The organism is Streptomyces sp. NPDC096311, assembly GCF_044763085.1.
GTDB lineage: Bacteria > Actinomycetota > Actinomycetes > Streptomycetales > Streptomycetaceae > Streptomyces.
The window spans coordinates 171,601-197,606 of record NZ_JBIWFN010000018.1 but is presented as its reverse complement, the minus strand read 5'-3'; the positions used below and the strand labels follow the sequence as shown (position 1 = coordinate 197,606).

At 71.5% G+C, this 26,006-nt stretch carries 22 protein-coding genes; 16 read left to right on the top strand and 6 right to left on the bottom strand.

Annotated features, from left to right (window positions below; translation table 11 throughout):
• The first annotated feature begins 185 nt into the window (after window positions 1-185).
• From ACIRA5_RS37910 to ACIRA5_RS37900, 3 genes are all read left to right on the top strand, one after another.
• Window positions 186-1,169 carry an aldo/keto reductase gene (locus tag ACIRA5_RS37910; protein ID WP_403698784.1) on the top strand — a complete coding sequence of 328 codons (984 nt, stop codon included), beginning with the start codon at window positions 186-188 and terminating at the stop codon, window positions 1,167-1,169.
• Between the two features lie 543 nt (window positions 1,170-1,712).
• Window positions 1,713-2,885 carry an FAD-dependent oxidoreductase gene (locus ACIRA5_RS37905; protein WP_403698782.1) on the top strand — a complete coding sequence of 391 codons (1,173 nt, stop codon included), beginning with the start codon at window positions 1,713-1,715 and terminating at the stop codon, window positions 2,883-2,885.
• Window positions 2,886-3,155: 270 nt separating this feature from the next.
• A complete protein-coding gene (locus tag ACIRA5_RS37900; protein WP_403698780.1) occupies window positions 3,156-5,597 on the top strand; it encodes a GH92 family glycosyl hydrolase in 2,442 nt (813 codons plus the stop codon).
• A 52-nt stretch (window positions 5,598-5,649) separates the two neighbouring features.
• Here ACIRA5_RS37900 and ACIRA5_RS37895 read toward each other — a convergent pair whose 3' ends face one another.
• Window positions 5,650-6,678 (bottom strand): hypothetical protein, encoded by a 1,029-nt coding sequence (locus ACIRA5_RS37895; RefSeq protein WP_403698778.1) that lies wholly within the window; start codon window positions 6,676-6,678, stop codon window positions 5,650-5,652.
• A gap of 238 nt (window positions 6,679-6,916) precedes the next feature.
• On the opposite strand from ACIRA5_RS37895, the gene tgmA reads away from it, so the two are divergent.
• Entirely contained in the window at window positions 6,917-7,108 is a 192-nt protein-coding gene (gene tgmA, locus ACIRA5_RS37890; protein WP_060896220.1) for a putative ATP-grasp-modified RiPP, read from the top strand.
• A gap of 15 nt (window positions 7,109-7,123) precedes the next feature.
• Window positions 7,124-8,068, top strand: coding sequence for an ATP-grasp ribosomal peptide maturase (gene tgmB / locus ACIRA5_RS37885; protein ID WP_403698776.1), 945 nt, complete (start codon window positions 7,124-7,126; stop codon window positions 8,066-8,068).
• Window positions 8,069-8,171: 103 nt separating this feature from the next.
• On the opposite strand, the gene ACIRA5_RS37880 is transcribed toward tgmB, so the two are convergent.
• The 5 genes from ACIRA5_RS37880 to ACIRA5_RS37860 form a co-directional block, all read right to left on the bottom strand.
• Window positions 8,172-9,380: an ABC transporter substrate-binding protein gene (locus ACIRA5_RS37880; RefSeq protein ID WP_403698775.1), complete on the bottom strand. Its 1,209-nt coding sequence runs from the start codon at window positions 9,378-9,380 to the stop codon at window positions 8,172-8,174.
• A 103-nt stretch (window positions 9,381-9,483) separates the two neighbouring features.
• Window positions 9,484-12,021 carry an ATP-binding cassette domain-containing protein gene (locus ACIRA5_RS37875; protein WP_403698773.1) on the bottom strand — a complete coding sequence of 846 codons (2,538 nt, stop codon included), beginning with the start codon at window positions 12,019-12,021 and terminating at the stop codon, window positions 9,484-9,486.
• A gap of 30 nt (window positions 12,022-12,051) precedes the next feature.
• Window positions 12,052-12,921 carry a branched-chain amino acid ABC transporter permease gene (locus ACIRA5_RS37870; RefSeq protein WP_403698771.1) on the bottom strand — a complete coding sequence of 290 codons (870 nt, stop codon included), beginning with the start codon at window positions 12,919-12,921 and terminating at the stop codon, window positions 12,052-12,054.
• A gap of 70 nt (window positions 12,922-12,991) precedes the next feature.
• Complete coding sequence (locus tag ACIRA5_RS37865) at window positions 12,992-14,371, bottom strand: FAD-dependent oxidoreductase (protein WP_403698769.1); 1,380 nt, start codon at window positions 14,369-14,371, stop codon at window positions 12,992-12,994.
• 197 nt (window positions 14,372-14,568) lie between these two features.
• Window positions 14,569-15,606 (bottom strand): NAD(P)-dependent alcohol dehydrogenase, encoded by a 1,038-nt coding sequence (locus ACIRA5_RS37860; protein ID WP_403698767.1) that lies wholly within the window; start codon window positions 15,604-15,606, stop codon window positions 14,569-14,571.
• A gap of 126 nt (window positions 15,607-15,732) precedes the next feature.
• Here ACIRA5_RS37860 and ACIRA5_RS37855 point away from each other — a divergent pair, with 126 nt between their 5' ends.
• From ACIRA5_RS37855 to ACIRA5_RS37805, 11 genes are all read left to right on the top strand, one after another.
• Window positions 15,733-16,533: an SDR family NAD(P)-dependent oxidoreductase gene (locus ACIRA5_RS37855; protein ID WP_403698863.1), complete on the top strand. Its 801-nt coding sequence runs from the start codon at window positions 15,733-15,735 to the stop codon at window positions 16,531-16,533.
• A 10-nt stretch (window positions 16,534-16,543) separates the two neighbouring features.
• Window positions 16,544-17,725: an acyl-CoA dehydrogenase family protein gene (locus tag ACIRA5_RS37850; protein ID WP_403698765.1), complete on the top strand. Its 1,182-nt coding sequence runs from the start codon at window positions 16,544-16,546 to the stop codon at window positions 17,723-17,725.
• A gap of 97 nt (window positions 17,726-17,822) precedes the next feature.
• A complete protein-coding gene (locus tag ACIRA5_RS37845) occupies window positions 17,823-18,611 on the top strand; it encodes an enoyl-CoA hydratase/isomerase family protein (protein ID WP_060896214.1) in 789 nt (262 codons plus the stop codon).
• Window positions 18,596-18,967 (top strand): Zn-ribbon domain-containing OB-fold protein, encoded by a 372-nt coding sequence (locus tag ACIRA5_RS37840; protein WP_403698763.1) that lies wholly within the window; start codon window positions 18,596-18,598, stop codon window positions 18,965-18,967. The genes ACIRA5_RS37845 and ACIRA5_RS37840 overlap by 16 nt, the downstream gene beginning before the upstream one ends.
• A complete protein-coding gene (locus tag ACIRA5_RS37835; RefSeq protein ID WP_403698761.1) occupies window positions 18,964-20,112 on the top strand; it encodes a thiolase family protein in 1,149 nt (382 codons plus the stop codon). Before ACIRA5_RS37840 ends, ACIRA5_RS37835 begins: the two co-directional genes overlap by 4 nt.
• A gap of 22 nt (window positions 20,113-20,134) precedes the next feature.
• On the top strand, window positions 20,135-21,346 hold the full coding sequence (locus ACIRA5_RS37830) for an acyl-CoA dehydrogenase family protein (protein ID WP_403698759.1): 1,212 nt from the start codon (window positions 20,135-20,137) through the stop codon (window positions 21,344-21,346).
• Window positions 21,343-22,311 (top strand): phosphotransferase family protein, encoded by a 969-nt coding sequence (locus tag ACIRA5_RS37825; RefSeq protein ID WP_403698757.1) that lies wholly within the window; start codon window positions 21,343-21,345, stop codon window positions 22,309-22,311. Before ACIRA5_RS37830 ends, ACIRA5_RS37825 begins: the two co-directional genes overlap by 4 nt.
• A gap of 12 nt (window positions 22,312-22,323) precedes the next feature.
• Window positions 22,324-23,538 (top strand): acyl-CoA dehydrogenase family protein, encoded by a 1,215-nt coding sequence (locus tag ACIRA5_RS37820; RefSeq protein ID WP_403698755.1) that lies wholly within the window; start codon window positions 22,324-22,326, stop codon window positions 23,536-23,538.
• A complete protein-coding gene (locus tag ACIRA5_RS37815; RefSeq protein ID WP_403698753.1) occupies window positions 23,535-24,311 on the top strand; it encodes an SDR family oxidoreductase in 777 nt (258 codons plus the stop codon). Before ACIRA5_RS37820 ends, ACIRA5_RS37815 begins: the two co-directional genes overlap by 4 nt.
• Window positions 24,308-25,075 (top strand): SDR family NAD(P)-dependent oxidoreductase, encoded by a 768-nt coding sequence (locus tag ACIRA5_RS37810; protein ID WP_403698751.1) that lies wholly within the window; start codon window positions 24,308-24,310, stop codon window positions 25,073-25,075. The genes ACIRA5_RS37815 and ACIRA5_RS37810 overlap by 4 nt, the downstream gene beginning before the upstream one ends.
• Entirely contained in the window at window positions 25,072-25,893 is an 822-nt protein-coding gene (locus ACIRA5_RS37805; RefSeq protein ID WP_403698749.1) for an enoyl-CoA hydratase-related protein, read from the top strand. Before ACIRA5_RS37810 ends, ACIRA5_RS37805 begins: the two co-directional genes overlap by 4 nt.
• The last annotated feature ends 113 nt before the right edge of the window (window positions 25,894-26,006 follow it).

Here is a 26,006-nt window from a genome sequence, read left to right as displayed (position 1 = left end):
CTTCACTTTCTATATGGTCGGTCACGCGGTTCACGGTAGGTGACGGTTGACACGCATCACCTGTCCGTCAAAACGATTCACCCATGTGAGTGAATGACGCACGGTTGCGTCCGCTTGGGGGGCGCGGGCGGACGCGGGCGGGGTGCGCGTCCTGTGCGAACGGGTGGAGATGTCAGACTGACGGCATGGACGAGCGTGAATTCGGCAGGTCAGGCCAGAAGGCATCGGTCATCGGTCTCGGTACGTGGCAGCTCGGCGCCGACTGGGGTGACGTGAGCGCTGCGGACGCCGAGTCGGTGCTGGAGACGGCGGCGGAGTCCGGGGTGACGTTCTTCGACACCGCGGACGTGTACGGCGACGGGCGCAGTGAGCAGGCGATCGCGTCCTTCCTCAGTGCCCGCCCCGACCTGCACGTGATGGTGGCGACGAAGATGGGCCGCCGGGTCGAGCAGATTCCGCAGAACTACGTCCTCGACAACTTCCGTGCGTGGAACGACCGTTCCCGGCGCAACCTCGGCGTCGACCGCATCGACCTGGTCCAGTTGCACTGCCCGCCGACCCCCGTCTACTCGTCGGACGAGGTGTTCGACGCGCTGGACACACTGGTCGAGGAGGAACGGATCGCCGCGTACGGGGTGAGTGTCGAGACCTGTGGCGAGGCCCTGACCGCGATCGCCCGGCCGAACGTGGCGAGCGTGCAGATCATCCTGAACCCGTTCCGTATGAAGCCCCTGCGGCAGGTCCTGCCGGCGGCGCGGGAGGCGGGCGTCGCGATCATCGCCCGCGTTCCGCTCGCCTCCGGGCTGCTCTCGGGCAAGTACACGAAGGACACGGTGTTCGCGGCGGACGACCACCGGACGTACAACCGTCACGGAGAGTCCTTCGACCAGGGCGAGACCTTCTCCGGCGTCGACTTCGTGACCGGCGTGGAGGCGGCGGCCGAGTTCTCCGCGCTCGCCCCGGGGGGCGTCACCCCGGCCCAGCTGGCGCTGCGCTGGATCATCCAGCAGCCCGGAGTGACCACCGTGATCCCGGGCGCCCGCTCGCCCGAACAGGCCCACGCCAACGCGACCGCCGCGAAGCTGTCGGCGCTGCCGGTGGAGACGCTGGACGCGATCGACGAACTCTACGACCGACGGATCAAGGAGCAGGTGGAGGGCCGCTGGTAGCACCCCTCCGGGGGCCGGCCGCGCGCCGGGTGCCGTCGGTGGCCCCGGCTCGTCGGGCCGGCCCCGGGGGAGTGCCGTTTGTGGCCTCGGCCCCGCGCCGGTGACTTTCGGGGCGGCTACCGTCCGCGCCCTCGGCTTTCCGGCTAGGCAGGGGGGCGGCTTCGGCGCGGCTCCCACCGGATCGGGCCCGCGCGAACCTGGTCCGTAGCCCTCGGCCGCCCACGAGATCTACTCCGCGGCGTTTTGCTGTCGCGCGGCCAGTCCGCCCCTCGGCACCTTGTCCTGGACGGAGCTGCCCGCTACAGAGCCTCCGGCGAGGCTGCCTGTCACCGGTTCTCCGGCGGGCCCGCCCGCCCCCTGGTTCGCGCACCTGGTTCGCCCTCCTCGCGACAGCCGCACCTACCGACACAACCCTCCCGCACCCCGAACAGCCACGCCCAAGGAGAACGAACTCGATCGCAACGTACTTGTTCGCAACGAACATGTTCGCTACCTTCGAGGGGTGACAGCGGCCCGCGTCACCCGTTCCGAAGGAGCGACACCTTGTCCACTCACCACCCCATCGCCGTCGTCGGTGCCGGTCTCGGCGGCCTCACCCTCGCCCGCGTACTGCACCTGAACGGCATCGAGTCCGCCGTCTTCGACCTGGACGCCTCACCCACCGCCCGCACACAGGGCGGCATGCTGGACATACACGAGGAATCCGGTCAGGCCGCTCTGCTGGCCGCCGGACTCCACGAGGAGTTCCGGGCGGTCATCCACGCCGGCGGCGAGGCCATGCGCATCCTCGACCGGGAGGCCACCGTCCGGATGGCGGACGACGGCGAGGGCGGCACACGGCCCGAGGTGGACCGGGGAGTGCTGCGCGACCTCCTTCTCGGCTCCCTGCCCGACGGCACCCTCCGCTGGGGCGCCAAGGTCACCGGCGTACGGACGCTGGAGGACGGCCGCCACGAGGTGACGTTCGCGGACGGGCGGACGATCACCGCCGATCTGCTGATCGGTGCCGACGGCGCCTGGTCGAAGGTGCGGCCGCTCGTCTCGGACGCCACCCCCGCCTACCTCGACCTCTCCTTCGTCGAGGCGCACCTCCTCGACGCCGACACCCGGCACCCGAAGAGCGCCGCCGTCGTGGGCAACGGCATGATGTTCGCGCTCGCCGAGAGCCACGGCTTCCTCGCCCACCGCACCCCCGGCGGCTCGCTGCACGTCTACGCCGCGCTGCGCACGCCCGCCGACTGGGCCACGTCCGGCCCCATCGACTTCACGGACGTCGAAGCGGCCAAGGCGAGTCTCCTGGAGCACTTCGAAGGCTGGGACGAGCGGCTGCGGGCACTGATCGCCGACGCGGACGGGGTGCTCGTCGCCCGCCCAGCCCACGCCCTCCCGGTCGGGCACCGCTGGGACCGCGTTCCGGGCGTCACCCTGCTCGGAGACGCCGCGCACCTGATGTCCCCGTTCGCCGGTGAGGGCGCCAACCTCGCCATGCTCGACGGCGCCGAACTCGCGACGGCCATCGCCGCCCACCCGGACGACACCGAGAAGGCCCTGGCCGCGTACGAGCAGGCGCTCTTCCCACGCAGCGAGGCCGCGGCGGCCGCATCGGCGGAGAACCTCGACCTCTGCTTCGCCCCGCACGCACCCCAGCCGCTCGTCGACCGGATGGCCTTCTACCGTGCGGCGGCCGAGACGGCGATGGCGAACGCGACCGACTGAGGGCCACCCGCGAGCCCTGCCCGTCCGAGCCCCGCGGGCCACCGGTGAGCCCCGCCCGCCCGAGCTCCGCACCCTCGTCCCGCCCGCGCTCCCGTACCCGCCCGCACCCTTCACCACCCCGTAACCAGCAGTCCGCACACGCCACTTCCGGCGCTCCCGGCCGCCTTCTATCCTCGCGCCCGGACCGGCGCCCGAGGCGGCCAGTCGTCGGGGACAGTCCGGTCCGACCCGTCATCGCACCTCCTCGTCCAACGGAAGGTGACACCACGTATGCGCCCCCAATGGCTGCGCACAGCAAGACGGTTCGGCAGTCGCACCGCGAGCAGGTCCGCCGCGGTGGTCGTGACCACGGCGGTCGTCCTCGCCCTTCCCGCCCCGGTGGACGCGGCCGGCCCTCCGCCTCCGCGGCCGGTCTCCGCCGTGGACCCACTGATCGGATCGGCGAACGGCGGCAACACCTACCCCGGCGCCACTCTCCCTTACGGGATGATCGCCTGGTCCCCGACCAGCACCACCGGTGATCAGACCAGCACGGGAGCCGCCAACGGCTACCAGTACGACACCACCCGCATCCGGGGTCTGAGCCTCACCCACGTCAACGGCGCCGGCTGCAACCCGGGCGCCGCCGGGGACGTACCGATCATGCCGTTCGTGGGTGACGTGACGTCCTCGCCCTCGGCGGACACCAAGGACGCGGTCTACGCCGCGAACTTCACGCACGCCGAGGAGAAGGCCGTACCCGGGCGCTACACCCTCGGTCTCAAGACGGGCGCCACCGCCGACCTGGCCGTCAGTGAGCGTGCCGGTGTCGCCGACTTCAGCTTCCCGAGCGACCGCCCCGCCAACCTGCTCTTCCGCGTGTCCAACTCCCTCAACGGCAGCCAGGACGCGCACGTCGACATCGACACCGCGCACCGCAAGGTGACCGGCTGGGTCCTCACCGGCGCCTTCTGCGGACGCCGCGCCAACGGCGGCACGAACAACCGCAAGAGCTACTACAAGCTGTACTTCAGCGCCTCCTTCGACCGTGCCTTCTCCGACTTCGGCACGTGGCAGGACGGCACGCTGTCGGCGGGTTCGGCCTCCGCCTCGGGAGGCGAGGGGTACGCCACCGGGGCGAACCGCGCGGGCCGCGGTTCCGGCGGATACGTCGGCTTCGACACCAGCGTTGACAACGATGTCCACATGCGCGTCGGGATCTCGTACGTCAGCCTCGGCGGCGCCGAGGCCAACCTCCGCGGGGAGATCCCGTCGCACGCGAGCGTCGGGGAGGTGGCCGACGCGGGTGCCCGCGCCTGGGACCGTGAACTGAGCACCGTACGCGTCGGGGGCGGCACTTCCGCCCAGCGCACCACCTTCTACACCGCGCTCTACCACGCACTGATGCAGCCCGACCTGATCAGCGACGCCGACGGCCGGTACTACGGCATGGACGGCGCCGTGCACCGCCTCGCCCGCGGCCAGCGCGCGCAGTACAGCAACTTCTCGGGCTGGGACCAGTACCGCGCCCAGATACAGCTGCTCGCCCTGCTGAAACCGAGGATCGCGGGCGACTTCGCCCAGTCCCTCTACAACTTCGCGCAGCAGAACAACGGGGTCTGGGACCGCTGGGTGCACATCAGCGGCGCCACCCACGTCATGACCGGCGATCCCTCGGCGGCCACCCTGGCCACCTTCTATGCCATGGGCGTGCGCAACTTCGACTACGAGGGCGCCTTCGACTCGCTGGTCCGGCAGGCCACCGTCCCGAACGCCGACGGTCTCTCGGACGCGGGCTGCCCCGGACAGTGCGTGGGCCAACGGCCCAATCTCGCCCAGTACTTGAGCTCGCACTACGCCGCGCAGGACGTCTGTCACTGCTGGGGCGGCGCCGCCGAGACCCTGGAGGACGCCGTCGCCGACTCCGCGCTCGGGCGGTGGGCGAAGCTGCTCGGCCGTGACCATGAGGCCGCGGTGTTCGCCGAGCGCGGCGCCTACTGGCGCAATGTCTTCAACCCCGCCGCCACCGCCGACACCGGCTACATCCAGGCCCGCAGGCTCGACGGCTCCTGGGTGGGCCCGTTCAACCCGGGCAGCGACCTCGGCTTCGCCCAGGGCACCAGCGCCACGTACACCTGGATGGTGCCGCAGGACGTCCAGGGTCTGGCGGCCGCGATGGGCGGCCGAGAGAAGGCCGCCGCCCGCCTCGACGGCTTCTTCCACGCGGCGGACGGCTCCTGGTCGGTGCGCGGCGGCGACCCGCTGCGCTACGACCCGACCAACGAACCCGGCATCCACGCGCCCTGGCTGTACAACGCCCTCGGACAGCCCTGGAAGACCCAGGCGACGGTACGGCAGATCCTCAACACCGTGTACGGCACTGGTCCTTCGGGGCTGCCCGGGAACGACGACCTGGGCACCATGTCCGCCTGGTACGTCTTCTCCGCCCTCGGTCTGTATCCCCAGAGCCCGGGCAGCGACTCGATGCTGCTGGGCGCCCCGCTCTTCCCGAGCGCGGTCGTGGACCGTCCGGGCGGCGCCGACCTCACCATCGCCGCGCCCGGCGCGGACGCCGCACACCCCTACATCGACTCCGTACGCGTCAACGGGCGGCCCACGCAACGCTCCTGGACGGATGCCGGCCTGACGACGAAGGGCGGCAGGATCGCCTTCCGGCTCGCCGAACAGCCCAACACCCGGTGGGCGACCGACCCGTCCGGTCTTCCCCGGTGAGACCGGTGGTCTCCCGGGAGCAAGGCCGTTCCCGGGAGACCACCGGCACGGCTCACGGGCGGGGAGCCGCGCTGCGAAGTGCCGTGATGCAGGAGCCGATCGCCTGCTGGAGCTCCTCCAGGCGCTGCACCATGTCGTCCTCGTAGATGTCGTCGGCATCGTCGAAGGTCAGCTCCTCGAAGACCTTCGTGGCCTTCTGCAGGCTGCTGTAGAACTTCGTGCGGCGCTCCTGGACGCGCAGTTCGGGGTCCGCCTCGACGGTCTCGACGACGAGGTTCTTCATGGTGTCGTACGCCTCGGTCGCCCACTCGCCGGTGTCCTCGCCCTCGTCCAGCTCGTCGAGGAGGGAGAGGTGGCGCTCGGCCTCGGAGCGCAGTTCGGCCGGGGCGTCGAGGGTCTGTCCGGCCGGTGTCCTGATCTGGCCCTTCTCCGCGATCTGGCGGACGTAGCCGATCCGGTCGGCCGCCCTGGTCTCGGTGGCGACCGCCTTCTTCAGCTCGTCGGTGCGGGCGATGTCACGGGCCAGCTCGGCCTGCAGCGCCGGGTCCTCCTTCACCCGGTCGAGGAGCGCGGCCCGGGCCGCCTGGGCCGTGGAGGGGTCGGCGAGGATCGCCGCCCGCAGCGCGGTGGGGTTCTCGGCGACCTCCAGGGCCTTGGTGGGGCGGATGCCCTCGGCCGCGGCGGCCTCGGTGATGGCGCTGCCGCGCTCGGAGGAGGCGCTGGAGCGGGACACGTAGTACGTCTGCCACGCCTCGGCGTCCGGCAGCTCGATGTCCTGGCCCGGGACGAGGACTTCGAAGTGCGGGACGAGACCCTCGTCGGCGGCCCTGTCCCACGCCTTGTAATAGCGCATCACCCGTTCGGGGGAGCACTCGGCCAGCTCGGCGAACTCCTTCGCGGACACCTTCGGCGTCTCGTCCGCGGACTGCCCACCGGGGCGCACGCTCCTCGCCACCTTCAGGGCGAAGGTCCAGCCGCCGGTTCGCGCATAGGCGCCGAAGTCGCGTGCGTCACACGAAATGGGGTCCAACACGCCCTGGATCGGGGCGGATTGGGCACTCGGATCGAGAACTACGGTCACCGGGAACTCTCCTGGGTGGGACGGCGTCTAGATTACAGAGAATGAAGCCTTGGCCGAAGCTTTCGGCCTGGGTCAAGCAGACAACCAAGCACACACACGTGCAATACGGAAACAAGCAAGCCTGAAACGACGCGATGTGATGCCCTTCACCCTGATGTGGCGGAAAGTGATGAATTCCTTACGGTCGCGACACGTAGGGAAGGGTGCAGAGCATCGTGAGATGGCGGGAGGAACTTTCGTGCGACCGTTCACCCTCAACTACGCCTTGCCCACAGGGCATTCGGCCGCAATACCCCCGTACCACTTCGACGTGTCCCTGCAACTGAACGTGCTGCCGGACGGCCGCCCGGCCGTCAGCGACCACGCCCTTCTCATGGCCACCGGCACGACCACCTCCACCGCCGGTTCCCAGACGCACTTCGACGACTGACGGCCCCCCACTCACATGACGGTACTCATTCTCACGGCGGAGCAGGACGTCACCGCCGACATGGTCGTGGCCAGGCTGCACGAACAGGGCGTGCCGATGGTGCGCCTGGACCCGGCCGACCTGCCGGGCAAGGCGGTGCTGTCCGCGGACTACGCGCACGGCGACTTCGACGGCTACCTCTCGGTCAACGGCCATGTGCTCAGCATGGGCGGCCTGCGTTCCGTGTGGGTACGCCGTCCGGGTGAACCCGCGGCGCACGCGGCGGAGCCCTCGCCCTGGCTCACCGCGGAGACCAAGCAGGCGCTGTTCGGCATGCTCTACTCCGCCTCCACCCGCTGGATGAACCACCCGCGCCGGGCCGAGCAGGCCCGGCACAAACCCTGGCAGCTGCGGGTCGCCCACAGCAGTGGCTTCGCGGTCCCCTCGACCGTGATCACCACCGCTCCCCGGGTGGCCCAGCAGTTCGTGGAGGAGTACCGGCAGGTGGTGGTGAAGTCCGCCTCGGGGCCGCCGCCCGGCGAACCCCCGGTGGCCCTGCCGACCACCCTGATCGGCCCCGACGCGGACTTCTCCGGCGTCGCGGCCGGTCCCGCGCTGCTTCAGCAGTACATCCCCAAGCGGGCCGACATCCGGCTCACCTGTATCGGCAACCAGCTGTTCGCCGCACGGAAGGTCGCCGAGGCCGGGCAGGTCGACGGGCGCTTCGGCGAGACCGGACACGGCTGGGAGCCCATCCCGGTGCCCGGCCGCATCTCCCGCTCGGTCCAGGAGTACACCGCGTTCACCGGACTCGCGTATGCCGCCTTCGACTTCGCCGAGGACGAGGACGGCGTCTGGTGGTTCCTTGAGGGCAACCAGGGCGGGCAGTTCGGCTTCATCGAACTGGAGACCGGCCAGCCCATCTCGGAGGCGGTCGCCCTGTGGCTCTCCCGGCGAAGGCCGGCTGCCAAGGGCCATTGACGCGCGTCGACCTGGCTCGATCTTCAACCCGTGCGGCGGGGCCCGGCCTCGCCCACGAGGCGGGCACCGCCTCGAGGTGGCGCTCCCGCCCGCCGTACGGGACTCAGTCGCGCGCCGGAGGTGTGTAGAAGTCGCCGCTGGAGACCCAGACCCCCTTCTTCACGACCACGCGCTGCACGCTGCGGGTTCCGAGGTGATCGTTCGCGCTGAACCGCATCACGGGCGAGACGCCGGGATCCACCGCGGTGGCCTTCTCGTACGCCTTGGTGATCGCGGCTGAGGTGACGGGTCCCTTGATGGTCTTCGCGATCTGCGCGAACACCTTGGCGTTGCTCCACCCCCACAGCGCGAGGAATCCGGCGTCCTGACCGGGTTCGTACGTGGCCATCGCGGTCCTGAACTCCTGCACCGCCGGGTCGGCGTCGGAGGGAGCCTTCACCAGCTGTATGGCCTTGAGCCCCTCGGCGGCGTCCTTCGCCAGGGCGATGGTCGACTCCGCGGCGACGGGTGCGTAGGCGTAGGTGGCCTGCTTCAGCCCTTGGAGCTTGGCCTCCTTGAGGTAGGCCGCCGCCTCGGGCGAGGTGAGGATCAGCACCACCGCGTCGGGACTCTTGGCCTTCACCTTGCTGATCACCGGTGTGTAGTCCGTCGTCGCGAACTTGACCGTCAGCCGGTCCACCTCCACCGACGGGTTCACCTTCTTCGCGACGGGCTCCACCTGCTTGGCCACATTGACGAACGCGGCCGGGTCGCTGTGGACGACGAGGATCTTCTTCGCGCCGTCCTGGACCGCCCAGGCGGCGACCGCCGACGCCTGGTCCTCGTACAGGGTCTGGGTGCCGAAGAGCCCGGGGCGCGGCGGCTTGTACCAGGCCTCGCTGCCGCCCACCTCGTTGAGGATCGGAACCTTCGACTGCTGGAGCACGAAGGGGAAGGAAGCCTCGGCCTGCGCGGTGCCATTGGCGTTGACGATGGCGACGACCTTGTCCTGGCCGACCAGTTCACGCGCGATCTGCACGGTCTGCTGCGGATCGGCGGCGTTGTCCTTGACGGTCCAGTTGACCTTGCGGCCGTTGATCCCGCCTTGGGCGTTGAGCATCTTGAAGTACGCTTCCGCGCCCGCCTTCTCCGGCACGCCGTAGGAGGCGGTAGGTCCGGTGAGCGGCACCCACGCGCCGATGTTGATCTCCGATGGGCTGCCGCCGGCCCCTGCGGAGTCCTGGCCCGCGCAGGCGTTGGCCGCCAGGGTCACGGTGGCGAGGACGGCTATCGTCCCCGCCGTACGGCGGAGTCTTGTGGTTATCCGGAACACGGTCCACCTCATTTTCCGAGCTGAGTTCATTTCATGCGGAGCGAGCGGGGTAGTTCCGCGGTGCGTCGTGCGCAAGGGGGCTGGGCTGAGGGGGAGAGGTTTCCTAGGCGGTACTCACCGCGGTCTCCCGGTCCCCGCTGAAGTACGCCGCCTCGGCCAGGGCGGCGAACGACGGGTCGCCGGGCCTTCCCTGGGCGGCGACGACGCCCTCGTGGAGCACGACCACCTCGTGGCACACGGACATGGCCCGGCTGAGCAGTTGCTCCAGCAGCACGACCGTCAGTCCGTCGTGGGCCAGCCGCACCAGCCGGTCGTAGACCTCGTCGACCAGCGCGGGAGCCAGACCGAGCGCCGGTTCGTCCACGATCAGGACGTCCGGCCGGACGATCAGCGCGCGGGCGATGGCGAGCATCTGCTGCTCACCTCCCGACAGCGCGGCGGCGGAGGTGGACATCCGGTCGCGCAGCCGGGGCGGCAGCCACTCGGTCGTCTCCTCGAGACGCTCGCGCAGCGGCGCACCGGTGATACCGGCCGCGTACGCCGCGACCTCCAGGTTCTCCCGCAGCGAGAGCGTCTTGAACAGGGCCCGCCCCTCGGGCGCCAGACTGGTGCGGGCGGTCCCGCCCCCGCCGATGTCCGTCACCCTGCTGCCCCGGGCGGGGTGCAACGAGCCGTGCAGGACACCGGCGAGCGTGCTCTTGCCCGCGCCGTTGGCGCCCGTGACGCCGAGCACGACCCCTTCCCGGACGTCCAGGTCGACATCCCGCAGCGCGACCACGCCGCCGTACGTGTGGCCGACCCCGCGGAGCCGGATCACCGACCGCTCGCCGACCCGCTCGGGCAGCTCCGCCTTGCCGCCGACCGTACCCAGGTACGACGAACGCACCTCGGGATCCTCCAGCACGGTGTCCGGTGTGCCCTCGCCGATCGTGCGGCCGAAGTCGAAGGCGAGCACCCGGTGGGCGACGGAGAAGAGGTCGTCCAGCACATGGTCGATGACCACGACGGCGGTGCCGCGGGCCTGCAGCCGCCTGATGTGGTCGGCCAGCAGCGCCCGTTCGCCTGCGTCCAGGCCTCCGAACGGCTCGTCCAGCACCAGCAGCCTCGGCTCCTCGGCCATCGCGCGGGCGAGGTCGAGGCGCTTTTGCAGACCGAACGGGAGCTCGGCCGGGCGGCGGTCCGCCACGTCGGCGAGACCGACGGCGTCGAGCAGCCGCGCGACGGAGGCCCGGTGCCCGGCCGTGATCCGGCGCCGGGTGCACAATACGTTCTCGGCGACGGTGAGTTCGGAGAAGACCTCCGCGTGCTGGAAGGTGCGGCCGATGCCGAGCCGACGCCGTGCGGTCGCCCTCGTCCTCAGCAGCGGCTTGCCCGCGAAGTCGGCGCTGCCGTTGACCCGGCCGTTGCCGGTGAGCCCCGACAGGACGTTCAACAGGGTCGTCTTGCCCGCCCCGTTGGGCCCGATGACGGCCAGGATCTCGCCCTGGCGCACCGACAATGAGGCGTCTTCCAGGGCCTTCAGTCCGCCGTACGCGACGGACAGATGCTCCAGCCGCAGCAGTGCCGGGGAGTCCGCACCGGCCGCCCGCACCGGTGGCGGGGTGTCGCCGGACAGGTCGGCGGCGGGACTGACGAGAGGAAGCGCCGCCGCCCTCCGCCGTTCCTCCCGTCGGGGCAGGGCACGCCGGAGCAGGGCCCGCACGGGCCGCGCCAGGAAGGGCACGGCCCCTCCGGGAAGGAAGAGAAGGACACCGATCAGCACGAGGCCCTGCACGACCGGCTGCGGCAGCCCGACGGCGGACGAGAGCGAGGGGTTCCAGGTCAGGTAGGCACCACCGGCCACCGCACCGAGGACGGTCCCCACCCCGCCGAGGACGCAGGCCGCGACGAGCGCGATGCCGAAGCCGAGCGAGAACGGGTCGGGGCTGACGAAGCCGGTGATCAGACCGAGCAGCACGCCCGCGAAGCTGGTGCACGCGGCGCTCGCCGCGAATGCCAGGGCCGACTGCGCCTCGGGCGCGATCCCGATCGTACGGGCCGCCAGCGGATGCGACTTGGCGGCGACCAGCCGCATCCGCAGTCCCGACGCGGCTGCGGGTACGGCCAGCGCGAGCACCACGGCGGCGGCCCCCACCGCGAGGTACTGCGGTTCGGTGCCGCCGCCCGCGAGGGTGCCGAGGCCAAGGACGCTGCGCAGTTGCAGCACCGGCGCTCCCTGGTCACCGCCGGTCACGCTGCTCCAGCGATTGATCAGCTCCAGCGCCACCATCGTGAACGCGAGGGTCAGCAGGGCGATGTAGAGCGTCGAGAACCGGGCGCCCGCGTAGCCGAGGAAGGTGCCGAGGACGGCGCCGGTGACGACCGCCCCGAGCACTACCGCCTCCAGCGGCCAGTCGTGACCGCTGCCATAGGCGGCGAAGTAGGCGCCGATGGCGAAGAACGCCGGATGCCCCACCGACCAGATGCCCGACCAGCCGGCCAGCAGGCCGACCGACAGCACCACGATCGAGTAGACCGCCGCGAGTGCCACCGAGTACATCTGGTACGCCGGGATCGCACCGGACGCCATGAAGGCCATGAGCACCGTGCCGGCGGCCGGCCCGAGTGCCGCCTTCGCCAGGACGGAACGGTTGAAGACCATGGATGCGACTCCTCAGGTCCCTCGGATCTCTCAGACCCGTTGGAAGGTGCGGGTGCCGAACATGCCCTGCGGTCGGACGAGCAGCACCAGAACAGTGAACGAGAACACGAACGTGTCCCGGAGGCTGGCGGAGACGTAGTTCGCCGCCAGGTTGTCCAGCACGCCGACGGTCAGTCCGCCGATGACAGCCCCGTACATGCTCGTCAGACCCCCCAGGAAGATCCCGGCGAAGGCACGGAAGAGCGGTGCGCTGAGCATGGTGGGCACCAGCCCGGCCCGCGGCGCGTACAGACAGGCGCCCAGCGCGGCGAGGCCGAGGCCCAGGGCCCAGGCGATCCGCGCGAGACGCTGCGCGCCCAGCCCCACGACCCGCGCGGTGTCCGCGCTCTCGGCCACGGCACGCATGGCCGAGCCGAGAGTGGTCCGTCCGAACAGATAGCCGACCAGTGCCATCGCCACGGCGGCCATGGCGATCGTCAGCAGGCTCTGGGCCGGCAGCGCCGCACCCGACCAGCGCACCGTTCCGTCGACCAGGCTGGGGAAGGCCTTCGGCTGGTCGCCCCAGATCGAACCGGCTGCGCTCTCGGCCACCAGCGAGACGCCCATCGTCAGGACGAGCGCCGAGAACAACTGCCCCTGGCCGAGCGGCCTGATCACCGTTTCGCGGACCAGCAGGCCCGCCACGACGGTGATGGTGATCGCCGCCAGCACGCCGAGCACCGTGGCCACACCGCGGTCCCGGAGCGAGACCGCCACGTACAGGCCCAGGGTCGCCAGGGAGGCCATCGCGAAGTTCACGACGTCGGTGGCCCGGTAGATGATGACCAGCCCGAGTCCGATGAGCCCGTACACGGCTCCGCCGGCCACACCGCTGACCAGGACAAGCAGGAACTGACTCACAGTCCCTCCCTCTTCAGGAAGCGGGTTCGTGCCACGAACCGCTTAGGTAAATTGAACTCAATTCGGTAAGCTAGACACTCGGAAGGCGGGCGGGCAAGACCGCTGCACCGGATTTGTCGGAGTGCGTTTCCCTGCCTCGGCCGAGCGCGGTCCGAGCGGCCGCGAGGCCGAACACCAGCGCGGGGGCGAGGCCGCCGGCGTAGGCGCGCCGGTACAGTCCGCCCGCGTCCGCACCGGCCACCAGCAGGCCGGGGACCGTCCGCCGCCCGTCCGCGGACAGGGCGTGCGCCTCGGCGTCGATCAGCAGACCGCCGAAGGTGAACGTGATCGCGGGGGCGGCCTCGATCACGTAGAAAGGTGGCTCGTCGAGCGGCTGACGGTCGAGCAGCCGCCCGGGAACCGTCTCGCCGCCGCCGCGCACGGCGGAGTTGAACTCCTCGACGCGGTCCCGGATCCGGGCGCCCGGATAGCCCCATTCCTCGGGCATCCAGGCGAACTCCTCCAGGCTCTCCGCGACCGCGCTGCGAGCACCGGCGCGGTGGCACACCTGGAACTTGTCCATGCCCGGGATCCCCTCCACGTACGAGGCCGAGATCCACTCCCTGTGCACTCGCGCGTCGGCGACCAACAGCCCCCGGGCCCCCGGTCGTTCCAGGAGCGCCATGGTGGTCAGATGGTCCCCGACGGTCTCGTCGACGAATCGCTCGCCCGTGAGGTCGAAGAGCAGGGCGTGCTCGCTGAAGTAGAGGGCGAGGTCGACGAAGCGCGCCGGGTCGGACAGGGATACGCCCGCCGGCATCAGGTGTCCGTAGAAGCCCGCGTCCGTCTTGCCGAACGCCGCCCCCGCGGCGAGGCCGAGCGCGAGCCCGCCGCCCCGGCTGTGCGGGTTGGCGCGCAGTTCGATGTCGCGGGCCTGGTCGTGGACGTGCTCGGCGCGCAGCTCCGGGTCACCCTGGAAGCCACCGGTCGCGAGCAGGGTCCAGGCGGCGTCGATCCGCCGCACGGATCCGTCCGGCAGTACGCACTCCGCACCCTTGACCACGCCGTCCTCCGTCACCAGCGTGCGGGTTTCGGTGCCTGCCCGTACTTCCCCGCCCCGGTCGCGGACCAGCCGCTCGCAGGTGTCGAGATAGTGGTGGGTGTCGATCTGGTGTCCACGGCCGAAGCCGAGCACGGGGACGGGCGGGCGGCACTCCACACCGAGCGAGCCGATCCAGGCCACCCCCTCCGCGAACCCCTCCAACAGCGCCTGCGCGAGCTCCGGATCGCCGTCCGGGTTGACGCGGCGCAACTCGTCGAGGGTGGGGGCCGTCCAGACGAAACCGGCCAGGCGCGCCGAGCCTCCGGGGCGCCCCGCCCGTTCCACCAGGACGACGGAGCCGCCCTCGTGCGCCACCCTGGCGGCGGCCGTGAGGCCGGCCATGCCACCGCCGATCACCAGCAGATCCACTTTTCGAGCGTGCACAGCGGCCCACCGCCTTGTCGCGTCGTTGCGTGGAACCAGACCCTAATTGAACTCACTTCTGTAGTCGAGAGCCCGGACAGCAGATGGTTGCGGGCGTGCCCGGCCGAGGGCGGGGAGCGAGGGCGAAGGCGAGGGTGAGGGCGGGGAGCGAGGGCGAGGTCGAGGGCGGGCAGGTGCCGGGCTCAGTCGGGTACGAGTACCGCGCGCCCCCGCAGGTCGCCGGAGCGGAGCCTGTCGATCGCCTCCATCGCTCCCGACAGCGGGAATTGCTCTGTCTCCACCGTCAACACCCCCTCGCGTGCCAGGTCCACGACCTCCTTCAGTTCCGGCCGCGTCCCCCAGAAGGGCAGCGAGATCCGCAGCCCCGGAGGAAGCGCGCCGGACTTGCGGACGGTCAGCTCACCGCCGCCGCTTCCCACGACGGCCAGCTCTCCGCCCGCGCGCAGGACGCCGGTCGCGAGCTCCAGGCTGGACCGGCTGCCGACGAAGTCCAGCACGGCGTCGGCCCCGGCTCCGCCGACCTGCCGTCGCAGGACCTCGGCCGTGCGGGGGCCCAGGAGCGTGCCGAAGTGCGCACCGCACGTGTCGGCCAGGGCGAGTGCCTCTTCGCGTACGTCCACGGCGAGGACGTACGCGGACGTGGTGGCGCGCAGGATCCGTACCGCCAGATGCCCCAGCCCGCCGACCCCGAGGACGACCGCGTTCGCGCCCTCCCCGAGCGCCGGACGGACGCCGGCCACGGCGTGGTACGAGGTGAGTCCGGCGTCGGACAGGGGCGCGGCCTGCACGGGGTCCAGGTCGCCCACCGGAACCAGCAACCGCCCGGACGGTACGAGCAGGTGGTCGGACATTCCGCCGTCGCGTCCGAGCCCCGCCCCCGTACCGGCGCGGGCCGCGTCCAGGGCGGGGCGCGCGTCGCAGTGGTTCTCCGCCCCGGCCGAGCAGCGGGCGCAACGCCCGCAGCCCCAGGGGCCGTAGACGACCACGCGCTCGCCGATCGCGGGGCCGGAGGCCTCGGGGCCGCGCGCGGCCACTCGGCCCGCGACCTCGTGGCCGAGGGTGAACGGTGTCCGGTACGGCAGGGCGCCCGGTACCGCGTCCAGGACATGGAGGTCGGAGCGGCACAGCCCGGCCGCCTCGACCCGCACCAGGACCTCTTCGCCGCGGGGTACCGGCCGTGCCACCTCGGTGAGCACCGGTGGGCCGCCCCATCGCGTCATTCGGATCGCTCTCGTCCCGCCTGTTGACATACCTGAGAGGTTAACAAAAATGAAGTCAGTTCAGTAACTGGTCCAGTGGCCGAGTGTGACAACCCGGCACGGCAACCGAGTGGGGCGGTGGATCTCATGGACGGCGAGGGCCCGGCACACGAAGACTTCACGGGCAGGACCGCGCTGGTGACCGGCGCGGGCTCCGGCATCGGGGCCGCGGTCGCCCGGCGGCTCGCCACGCAGGGCGCCCTGGTGCTGGTGGCGGACATCGACGCCGCCGCGGCCCGGGCAGTCACGAAGGAACTGCCCGGAGCGCGGCCGGTGACCGTGGACGTCGGGGACGGCGCGCAGGTCGACCGGGTCTTCGACGAGGCCGTGCGCGCGTACGGACGTCTGGACGTCGTGGTGCACGCCGCCGGAGTCGACGACCCCGGGGCGAAGCAGTGGATCGCCGAAGCCCTGCTGGCCGACCGGCCGCCCGAGGTGACCACACGGCTCGGCGAGGCCGCGTGGCGGCGCGTCATGCGGGTCAATCTCGACGGCACCTTCCATGTCCTGCGCGCCGCACTGCGGGCGATGGCACCGAACCGTTCCGGTGCGGTCGTCACCGTCGGCTCCTCCTCGGCCTTCGACACCCAGGCCGGCTATCCGCACTATGCGGCGTCCAAGGCCGGAGCGCACGCACTGAGCCAGTCCGTCGCCAAGGAGGCGATCGCGTTCGGAATCCGCGTCAACACGGTGGCACCCGGGCCGACCGAGACGGGGATGGCCGCCAGGACGCCCGAGGCGCTGCGCCGGGGCTTCGCCGACCCGCGTGTACGCCCCTACGCGACACCCGAGGAGATCGCGGACGTCGCGCTGTTCCTGGCCGGTGACGCGGCGGCCAATCTCGTCGGCGCGGTGCTGCTGGCCAACGGCGGACGCTTCACGGTCTAGGGAGGCTCGTATGTTCCGGCTCGACACCGATCCGACGCTGCTGCTGGAGAGTGAGGAGCGGCGCCAACTCCGCGAGGTGCTGCGAGAACTGCTGAAGGAAACCTGCGGGCCCGAGGAGGTCCGCAAGCAGGCGGCGGGGCCCCGCGGTCACGACCGGCTGCTGTGGGAACGGCTCGCGGGCGAGATCGGGGTGCAGGCGCTGGCCTTCCCCGAGGAGTTCGGTGGCGCCGGTTATACCTTCGCCGAGCTCGCCGTGGCTCTGGAGGAGACCGGGCGTGTGCTGTGCCCGTCGCCGCTGCTGGCGACCGTCGTACTGGCCGGGCACACGCTCCTGCGAAGCGGTGACCGGCAGGCCTGTCAGCGCTGGCTGCCGGGGATCGCGGACGGCTCGCTCACCGCGACGGTGGCCGGATTCCCGCAGGCGGCGAACGTGACCGCCGAGCGTGGCGCCGGCGGCTGGGTGCTGCGCGGCGAGGCCGACTTCGTACTCGACGGGGAGGGGGCCGAGCTGATTCTGGTCGCGGCCGAAGCGCCGGACGGTACGCGGCTGTTCGCCTGTGAACCGGACCGCGGGACCGGGACCGGGCCGGGTGTCGGTTCCGGGAGCTGCGAGCGGGTGGCCCGGCGCGTCCTCGATCCCACGCGTCGGCAGGCACGCGTACGTTTCCGGGGCGCGCCCGCCGAGCCGGTCGGTGAGGCCGGGCAGGCCGTCGCGATCGTGGCGGCGGTCCTGGACGCGGGGCGGGTGGCGCTGGCCGCCGAGCATGTGGGCGGATCGGCGCACGCGCTGGACGCTGTCCTTGAGTACGTCAGGCATCGAACCCAGTTCGGGCGCCCCATCGGGTCCTTTCAGGTGGTCAAGCACCGGCTCGCCGACCTCCTGGTCGACCTCGAAGGAGCGCGGTCCGCCTCGGCGTACGCGACGGCCTGCCTCGCGGGCGGGCGCGCGGAGCTGCCGGTGGCGGCGAGTTCGGCGGCCGTCGCCTGCTCCGGTGCCTATCGGCTGGCGACGGCGGAATACGTGCAGCTCCACGGAGGGATCGGCTTCACGTGGGAGCACCCCGCCCATCTCTATGTGCGCCGGGCCAGGGCCGACGAGGCGCTGTTCGGCACCGCCGACGACCATCGTCTACGGCTGGCCGGGCTGCTGGGCCTCACCGGCCGTACGAACCGAGCGAGCCGTACGGACTGAGTGCCCGACCGTTTCGGGAATCGCTTCCCCGTCCATTGACAGGGGCATCTTAACGCCCACAGAATCAATCTGAATTCAGTTCAGTTTGGAGGAGCTCATGGCAGTCGAAGACGAGATCCAGTTCGAGCGGGACGGCCACGTCGCACGGGTCTGGCTGAACCGGCCGCACAAGAAGAACTGCGTGACAGTGCCGATCCTCGACCGGCTGGACGAGATCATCACCGAGGTCGACGCCGACCCCGAGCTGCGCGTGCTGGTGCTGCGCGGCCGGGGCAACACCTTCTGCTCCGGGTTCGACCTGGACAGCCTCAAGGCCGACTTCGTCGGCAGGTCCAACGCGATCGACGTCGCCGTGAAGTCGGCGAAGGTCTGTGATCGGCTGTACTCGATGAAGACCCCGTCGATCGCGGTCCTCGAAGGCCATGTCACGGCGGGCGGCTTCGAGTTGATGATCTCCTGCGACTTCGCGATCGCCGCGGACGACGCCCTGATCGGCGACTTCCACATCCGCCGAGCCCTGTTCGGCGGGGCCGGGCCGATCTACCGGGTTCCGCGCATGATCGGCGTCCGCAAGACGAAGGAGCTGATGCTCACCGGAAAGCTGCTGACCGGGGTCGAGGCCGCCGAGTTCGGTCTCATCAACTCCTCGGCGCCGGCCGACAAGCTGGACGCGACGGTCGAGGAGTTCGCCGACCAGCTCGTCGACAAGAGCCCGTTCACCATGTGGATCACCAAGATGACCATCGACCGGAGCCTGGACGCCGACATCCAGTCGCTCATGGTCATGGAGCACCTCGCGGTCGGTGTGATGCTCAACTCCGAGGACGCGGCGGAGGGCGTGTCGGCGTTCCTGGAGAAGCGGGAGCCGCAGTGGAAGGGGCGCTGAGCCCCCTGCCGGAGCCCGGGGGGCCGCTGCGCGGCTCCCGGTGCGCCGACTGCGCGGTGGCCGTCCACCCCGCCGACCCGTCGTGCCCGCGCTGCGGCGGACCGGCCGAGCCGGTCGTCCTCTCCGGTACGGGCACGCTGTGGACGTGGACCGTGCAGCGCCACGCGCCCAAGTCACCGCCGTACGTCCCGCCCGCCGCCGGGTTCGAGCCGTTTGCCGTCGGCTATGTCGAACTGCCGGAAGGTGTCCGGGTGTTGGCCGTGCTCGACCTGCGGGCCGAGGACCTGAAGATCGGCATGCCGGTGACCATCGCGGCGGCGGCCGGCGTACCACGGGCCAGGGGAGTCGCCGTATGACGACCGAAGAGGTGCTCGTGTGCGGTGCCGGAATCACCTCCTTCGCCCGCACGGAGGCGAGCGGCCGGCAGCTCGCCGTGCGGGCCGTGCGCGCCGCCCTGGCCGACGCGGGACTGCCCTGGTCCCGCGTCCGGGCGGCGTACGGCGGCAGCGACGCGGCCGGCAACGCCGACACGCTGGTGGCTGAACTCGGCCTGACCGGCGTGCCGTTCGTGAACGTCCGCAACGGCTGTGCGACCGGCGGCAGCGCCCTGGTCTCGGCGGTCAACGCGATCCGCTCCGGGGCGGCGGACGTGACCGTCGCCGTCGGTTTCGACAAGCACCCGCGCGGCGCCTTCGATCCACGGCCCGCCGACTGGGGCCTCGACGAGGCGTACGGACGCGACGGGCTGATGGTGACCACCCAGTTCTTCGCCATGAAGATCCAGCGGTACATGCACGATCACGGGATCACCGCCCGGACGCTGGCCCTGGTCGCGGAGAAGGCGTACGCGAACGGGGCCCGCAACCCCCACGCCTGGCGGCGCACACCGCTCGGCGCGGACGAGATCCTGGCCTCCGGCATGGTCAACGACCCGCTGACCCGGTACATGTTCTGCTCACCCGGCCAGGGCGCCGTGGCGCTCGTCCTGTGCAGCCACGCGGTCGCCCGCGAACTGGACGCGACCGCGGTCACGCTGCGGGCGGCCGTCGTCCGCACCCGGCGGTTCGGCTCCTTCGAGGTGTTCAGCCCCTGGGCGCCCGTAGGCACCCCGGCCAGCGTCAGCGCCGACGCCGCGCGACTCGCCTTCGAGGAAGCCGGGCTGGGGCCGTCGGACATCGACGTGTGCCAGCTCCAGGACACCGAGAGCGGTGCCGAGGTGATGCACCTGGCCGAGTGCGGGTTCTGCGAGCACGGCGAGCAGGAGCGACTGATCTCCGCCGGCGCGACCGCGCCCGGCGGCGCCCTGCCGGTCAACACCGATGGCGGCTGCATCGCCAACGGCGAACCCATCGGCGCCTCCGGCCTGCGTCAGGTCCACGAGATCGTCCAACAACTACGCGGCCGTGCGGGCGAACGGCAGCTGCCGGACCGCCCGTCGACAGGCTTCACCCATGTGTACGGGGCGCCGGGCGTCAGCGCCTGCACCGTACTGACCCGGTGAGACCCCGTCCGGAAGGAGGACCATGAGCGGTATCCCCGAGCCCGAGGAGTTCCGCGCCGCGGCCCGGCAATGGCTGACCGGTGTGGCGGCGCCGCGCGCCGACCACCGGGAGTGGGGCGTCGGCGACGACTCGGTGGCCGTCTTCGAGAACTGGAGTGAGGCGGAGGAACGCGAACACACCGACCGGATACGGGACTGGGAGCGCACCCGCTTCGACCACGGCTGGGGCGCGCTGGACTGGCCACCGGAGCACGGTGGTCGTGAACTCCCCCCGTACTACGGACAGTTGTACCGCGCCGAGGAGTCCCGTTTCGACGTGCCCCGGCGCACCGAGGTCTTCCCGGTCACCCAGCAGCTCGTGGCCCCGGCGATCCGGATCTGGGGCACCGAGGAACAGCGGAGGCGCTGGCTGCGGCCCATGCTCCGCACCGACGAACTCGCCTGCCAGCTCTTCTCCGAGACCGAAGCCGGATCCGACCTCGCCGCCGTCCGCACCCGGGCCGTCCGTCAGGATGACGGCTGGGTCCTGAGCGGTCACAAGATCTGGACCTCCGGCGCCCGCGTCGCCACCTGGGGCGTGGCCGTCTGCCGCAGCGACCCGGATGCGCCCAAGCACGCCGGCATCACCGTCTTCCTGGTCCGGATGGACGCGCCGGGCGTGGTCGTGCGGCCCATCCGGCAGATGACCGGCGGCTCCAGCTTCAACGAGGTCTATCTCGACGACGTGTTCGTGCCGGACACCGACCGGCTCGGCCCGGTCGGCGAGGGCTGGCGGGTGACGCTGACCGTCCTCGCCGCCGAACGCCTCGACTCCGGCGGCCTCGGCCTGGACAACGCCGACCGGGCCCTCGACCTCGCCCGGCAGCTGCCCCGCCCGCTGACCGGCGGCGAACAGCAGCGGTCCGCCGACCTCTTCGTCCGCGGCCTGGTCCAGCGGCTCATCGGCCTGCGGGTCACGGCGGCGCTGGCCGCCGGACGCGAACCTGGCGCCGAAGCCTCGGTCGGCAAGCTCCACGCCACCGCCACCCTGCGCGCCACCACCGATCTCGTCCAACAGCTCCTCGGACCGCGCCTCGCCGCCGACACCGGGGAGTGGGGCACCTTCGCCTGGACCGAGCACCTGTTGGGCGCACCCGGCTACCGCATCGCGGGCGGCAGCGACGAGATCCAGCGGAACATCCTGGCCGAACGCGTGCTGGGACTGCCCAAAGAACCGAAGGGGGCCGGGCGTTGAGCACCGCGACCGAGGTGACACGACTCGCGGACCGCGTCCGCGCCGGGCTCGCCGCCCGGCACCCGAACGAGCCCTTCGGCGATCTGCGCACCCTGCCCGGCGGCCACTCGGGACTCACCTACTCGATCACCGCGGGCACCCGGGCGTACGTCGTCAAAGCCGTGCCTGAGGGGCAGCGGCCCGTCGGGCGCAACGACGTACTGCGCCAGGCCCGGATCCTGCGCGCCCTCGCCGGATCGCCGGTGCCCGTACCGGAGGTCTTCGCCGTCGACGAACGCGAACCGGCCTGGTTCGCCATGGAGTTCGTGACCGGAGAGGCGATCGAGCCCGTCCTCGACGAGCACCGCCTGGACCCGGAGCTGTGCCGCACGCGGATGCTGGCGCTGGCCGGTGTCCTGCGCGACCTGCACCGCATGCACCTCGACGGCGCCGAACCTCTGGATCCGGCGGCCGAACTGGAACGTTGGGCGCGGACCATGCGTGCCGTACCGGCCCCACTGCGGCCGGGGGCCGAGGAGGTACTGGGCCTGCTGGCCGTCGGCATCCCCGAGAGTCTCCCGCCCGTGCTGATCCACGGCGACTTCAGGCTCGGCAACGTGCTCTGCCGGGGCGAGCGTCCGTCCACGGTCGTCGACTGGGAGATCTGGGGCCTCGGCGATCCGCGCGTCGACCTCGGCTGGTTCCTGCTCTTCGCCGACCACCGGAACTTCCCCCGGCTCGGCCGTCCCGTACCGGGCCTGCCCACCGAGGACGAACTGCTGGCCCGCTATCTCGACGGCCGTCCCATGCCCCCCGCCTTCGACTGGTTCCGCGCCCTGGCCCGCACCAAAATGGCCGCGATCATGGGCCACAACCTGCGCAGACACCGTGAGGGCAAGCACCACGACCCCGACCAGGAGCGGTTGCCGCCGACCATCGCGGCGATGATCCGCACGGCACGCGACATCCTCGCCCCACGGTCATGAAGGAGCGCCACCATGGATTTCGGACTCTCCCCACGGACCGACGAACTCCGCACGCGCATGGCCGCGTTCATGGAGGAGCACGTCATGCCCGCCGAGGCCGTCTACGAGCGGCAACTCGCCGAGGCCGACAACCCGCATGAACTACCGCCGGTCATACGCGAGTTGAAGGAGAAGGCGCGGGCGGAGGGCCTGTGGAACCTCTTCCTCGCCCACGGCGCATGGGGCGCAGGGCTCACCAACCTGGAGTACGCACCGCTCGCCGAGCTGGCCGGACGCTCGGTCATCGGCCCCGAGGTCTTCAACTGCTCCGCCCCCGACACCGGCAACATGGAACTGCTCGCCCTGTTCGGCACGTCCGAGCAGCAGGACCGCTGGCTGCGCCCCCTCCTTGCGGCCGAGATCCGGTCGTGCTTCGCCATGACCGAGCCGGAGGTCGCCAGCTCCGACGCGCGCAACATCCGTACCCGGATCACCCGCGAACGAGACGGCTATGTCGTCAACGGCCACAAGTGGTACACCTCCGGAATCCTCGACCCGGACTGCCGGCTGATCGTCCTGATGGGCGTCACCGACCCGGACGCCCCCTCCTACCAGCAGCAGAGCATGCTGCTGATTCCACGCGAGACCCCGGGCATCACCGTCCTGCGCGATCTGCCGATGTTCGGCTACACCGACCGCTGCGGCCACGGCGACGTGCTCTTCGAGGATGTACGGGTGTCGGTGTCGTCGCTTCTCGGCGGCGAAGGGGAGGGATTCGCCCTGGCTCAGGGGCGGCTGGGGCCCGGACGCATGCACTACGCCATGCGCGCGGTCGGGTTCGCCGAACGGGCGCTGGAGCTGATGTGCCGCCGGACCCTGACGCGTACGGCCTTCGGCGGCACGCTCGCCGAACAGGGCGTCGTACGCGAGTGGATCGCCCGCAGCCGCATCGAGATCGAGCAACTGCGGCTGCTCGTCCTCAAGTCGGCCTGGCTGATGGACACCTCGGGCAACTCCGCCGCCCGTACCGAGGTCGCCGCCATCAAGGTGGCCGCTCTGGAGGTCGCCCACCGGGTGGTCGACCGCGCGGTCCAGGCCCACGGCGCGGCCGGGGTCAGCGACGACACCGTACTCGCCAGGCTGTACGCCATCACCCGGGCGCTGCGGATCGCGGACGGGCCCGACGAAGTGCATCTGCGTACGGTCGCCCGGCGTGAACTGGCCAAATATCCCGAGGAGTCGGCATGAGCGCACGCGTACTGGACGGCAGGGTGGCCGTGATCACCGGGGGCTCGCGAGGGATCGGCCTGGGCATCGCCAAGGCCTGTCGTGAGGCGGGCGCCCATGTGGTGATCGCCGCCCGAAAGGCGGACGGACTCTCCGCGGCCCGCGCGGAGCTGCTGCGTGTCGAGGGCGACGGCGAGGTCCACGAGCTGGTCGCGAACGCGGGGGAGCCCGAGCAGGCCGAGCGGTGCGTCGCCGAGACCATGGCCCGCCTCGGACGGCTCGACGTCATGGTCAACAACGCAGCCACCAACCCGTACATGGGCGACCTGCTCGATCTCGACCTGGCGCGCGCGGAGAAGACCGTTCGGGTCAACCAGTACGGCATGATCGCTTGGACCCGCTGCGCCTGGCGGGCGTGGATGAGCGAGCACGGCGGAACGGTGGTCAACATCGCGTCCGTCGGCGGACTGGTCGTCGACCCGCACATCGGCTGGTACAACGCCACCAAGGCGGCGATGCTGCACATGACCCGGCAGCTCGCGTACGAACTCGGGCCGCGCGTCCGGGTCAACGCGATCGCGCCCGGGCTGATCAAGACCGAGCTGGCCAGGGCCGTCTGGGAGCCGAGGGAACCGATCCTCACCGCGCGGCTGCCGCTGCGCAGGCTCGGCACGGTGGAGGACGTGGCAGGCGCGGCGGTGTTCCTCGCCTCGGAGGCGTCGGCGTGGATGACCGGACAGACGCTGGTCCTGGACGGCGGGGCGACCGCGCTGCCGATCGGAGTGGAGGCATGACCACCACGGCCGCCCCGGACCTGTTCTCGTTGCACGGCAGGACCGCCCTGGTGACCGGCGCCTCCTCGGGTCTGGGCGCCCGGTTCGCCGCCGTGCTGGCCGCGGCCGGTGCCACCGTGTTCGCCGCGGCGCGCCGCCCGGACCGGCTCGAGGAACTGGCCGGCGGCGATCCCCGTATCCGCCCGGTCGTCTGTGACGTCTCCCGGGACGCGGACCGGGTGCGGCTGGTCGAGACCGTCCTGGAGCACGGCGGAGGCTTCGACGTGCTGGTCAACAACGCGGGCACTCCCGGATCCGTACGCGCCGAGGACGAGAGCCCGGAGGACTTCGCCCACGTCCTCGACGTCAACCTCGTCGCTCCGTTCCACCTGGCCCGACTGCTGGCCCAGGCACCCTCAGCCGGTAAGAGATCGGTCGTGAACGTGTCGTCCGTCCTCGGGCTCGTCTCCGGCGCCCCCCTGGGGGGTGCGGCCTACGCCGCCTCCAAGGCCGGGCTCGTCGGACTCACCCGTGAACTGGCCGGGCAGTGGGGCGGATCGGGGATACGGGTCAACGCGCTCGCCCCGGGATGGTTCCGCTCCGAGATGACCGAAGGGCTGTTCGCCGACGATCGGTCCCGGCGCTGGGTCGAGCGCGGCACCATGCTCGGCCGGGGCGGCGAAGCGGGGGAACTGGACGGGGCACTGCTCTTCCTGGCCTCGGACGCCTCCTCGTACTGCACCGGACAGGTGCTGACCGTGGACGGCGGGTGGACGGCACGATGAGGATCACGACGGAGGTCGACGGCGACGCGGTGGCCCACGTGGAGATGTGCCGCGGGGACGGCAACGCCATCGACCTCGCGATGGCCCGGGGGCTGCTGGACGCCGCCCGGCAGTGCGAGACCTCGCGGGTCCGGGCGGTGCTGCTCACCGGGCGGGGCCGGTCCTTCTGCGTCGGCGGCGACCTGAGGGAGTTCGCGGCGGTGCACGGGGACCGGCTGGCCGGGCACCTCGCGGACGTCACCGACGCTCTGCACGGCGCGCTGCGGATCCTCGCCGGGCTCGACGCGCCGCTGGTGGTGGCCGTGCAGGGCGCGGTCGCCGGGGCCGGACTGGGGCTGACGGCCGCCGCCGACCTCGCCTTCGCCGCGTCCGACGCCGGTTTCACGGCGGCCTACACGGGGATCGGGTACTCGCCCGACGCCGGGGTCACCTGGTCGCTGCCCCGGCTCGTGGGCCCCGGGCGGGCACGGGACCTGTTGTTGACCAACCGCCGGATCACGGCCGCCGAGGCGCTCGCGATGGGACTGGTCGGCAGGGTCGTCGCACCCGAGCGCCTTGCGGCGGAGGCCGCGGCGGCGGCGAGGGCGCTGGCACGCGGGGCGACGGGGGCGTACGGCGTGACACGGCGGCTGGTCGCCGGGGCTCTGTCGGCGTCCTTCGACGAGCAGTTGGACGCCGAGGCCCGCGGGCTGGCCGCCGCCGCTGTCTCGGGGGAGGGCCGCGAAGGTGTCAGCGCCTTCGTCGCCAAGCGCCGACCGGACTTCGTTCACTCGCCACCGCCGCCCGGTGACCACGGCGGTCACGGTGACCCGAGCTGAACTAGGGTCTACTCTCGGACGACCGAGCGGTGATCGACACCGGGCAGTGATCGACCCCGAGCGGTGATCGGTACCGGGCGGCGATCGACAGCGGTCGTGGAGCAGAGGGAGAG

Bases quoted from the DNA above. Each gene is read 5' to 3' on its own strand.
- ACIRA5_RS37910 (WP_403698784.1), top strand. From the start codon at position 186: ATGGACGAGCGTGAATTCGGCAGGTCAGGCCAGAAGGCATCGGTCATC.
- ACIRA5_RS37900 (WP_403698780.1), top strand. From the start codon at position 3,156: ATGCGCCCCCAATGGCTGCGCACAGCAAGACGGTTCGGCAGTCGCACC.
- ACIRA5_RS37875 (WP_403698773.1), bottom strand. From the start codon at position 12,021: ATGGTCTTCAACCGTTCCGTCCTGGCGAAGGCGGCACTCGGGCCGGCC.
- ACIRA5_RS37820 (WP_403698755.1), top strand. From the start codon at position 22,324: ATGGATTTCGGACTCTCCCCACGGACCGACGAACTCCGCACGCGCATG.
- tgmB (WP_403698776.1), top strand. From the start codon at position 7,124: ATGACGGTACTCATTCTCACGGCGGAGCAGGACGTCACCGCCGACATG.
- ACIRA5_RS37835 (WP_403698761.1), top strand. From the start codon at position 18,964: ATGACGACCGAAGAGGTGCTCGTGTGCGGTGCCGGAATCACCTCCTTC.
- ACIRA5_RS37805 (WP_403698749.1), top strand. From the start codon at position 25,072: ATGAGGATCACGACGGAGGTCGACGGCGACGCGGTGGCCCACGTGGAG.
- ACIRA5_RS37845 (WP_060896214.1), top strand. From the start codon at position 17,823: ATGGCAGTCGAAGACGAGATCCAGTTCGAGCGGGACGGCCACGTCGCA.
- ACIRA5_RS37855 (WP_403698863.1), top strand. From the start codon at position 15,733: ATGGACGGCGAGGGCCCGGCACACGAAGACTTCACGGGCAGGACCGCG.
- ACIRA5_RS37860 (WP_403698767.1), bottom strand. From the start codon at position 15,606: ATGACGCGATGGGGCGGCCCACCGGTGCTCACCGAGGTGGCACGGCCG.
- ACIRA5_RS37815 (WP_403698753.1), top strand. From the start codon at position 23,535: ATGAGCGCACGCGTACTGGACGGCAGGGTGGCCGTGATCACCGGGGGC.
- ACIRA5_RS37850 (WP_403698765.1), top strand. From the start codon at position 16,544: ATGTTCCGGCTCGACACCGATCCGACGCTGCTGCTGGAGAGTGAGGAG.
- ACIRA5_RS37830 (WP_403698759.1), top strand. From the start codon at position 20,135: ATGAGCGGTATCCCCGAGCCCGAGGAGTTCCGCGCCGCGGCCCGGCAA.
- ACIRA5_RS37810 (WP_403698751.1), top strand. From the start codon at position 24,308: ATGACCACCACGGCCGCCCCGGACCTGTTCTCGTTGCACGGCAGGACC.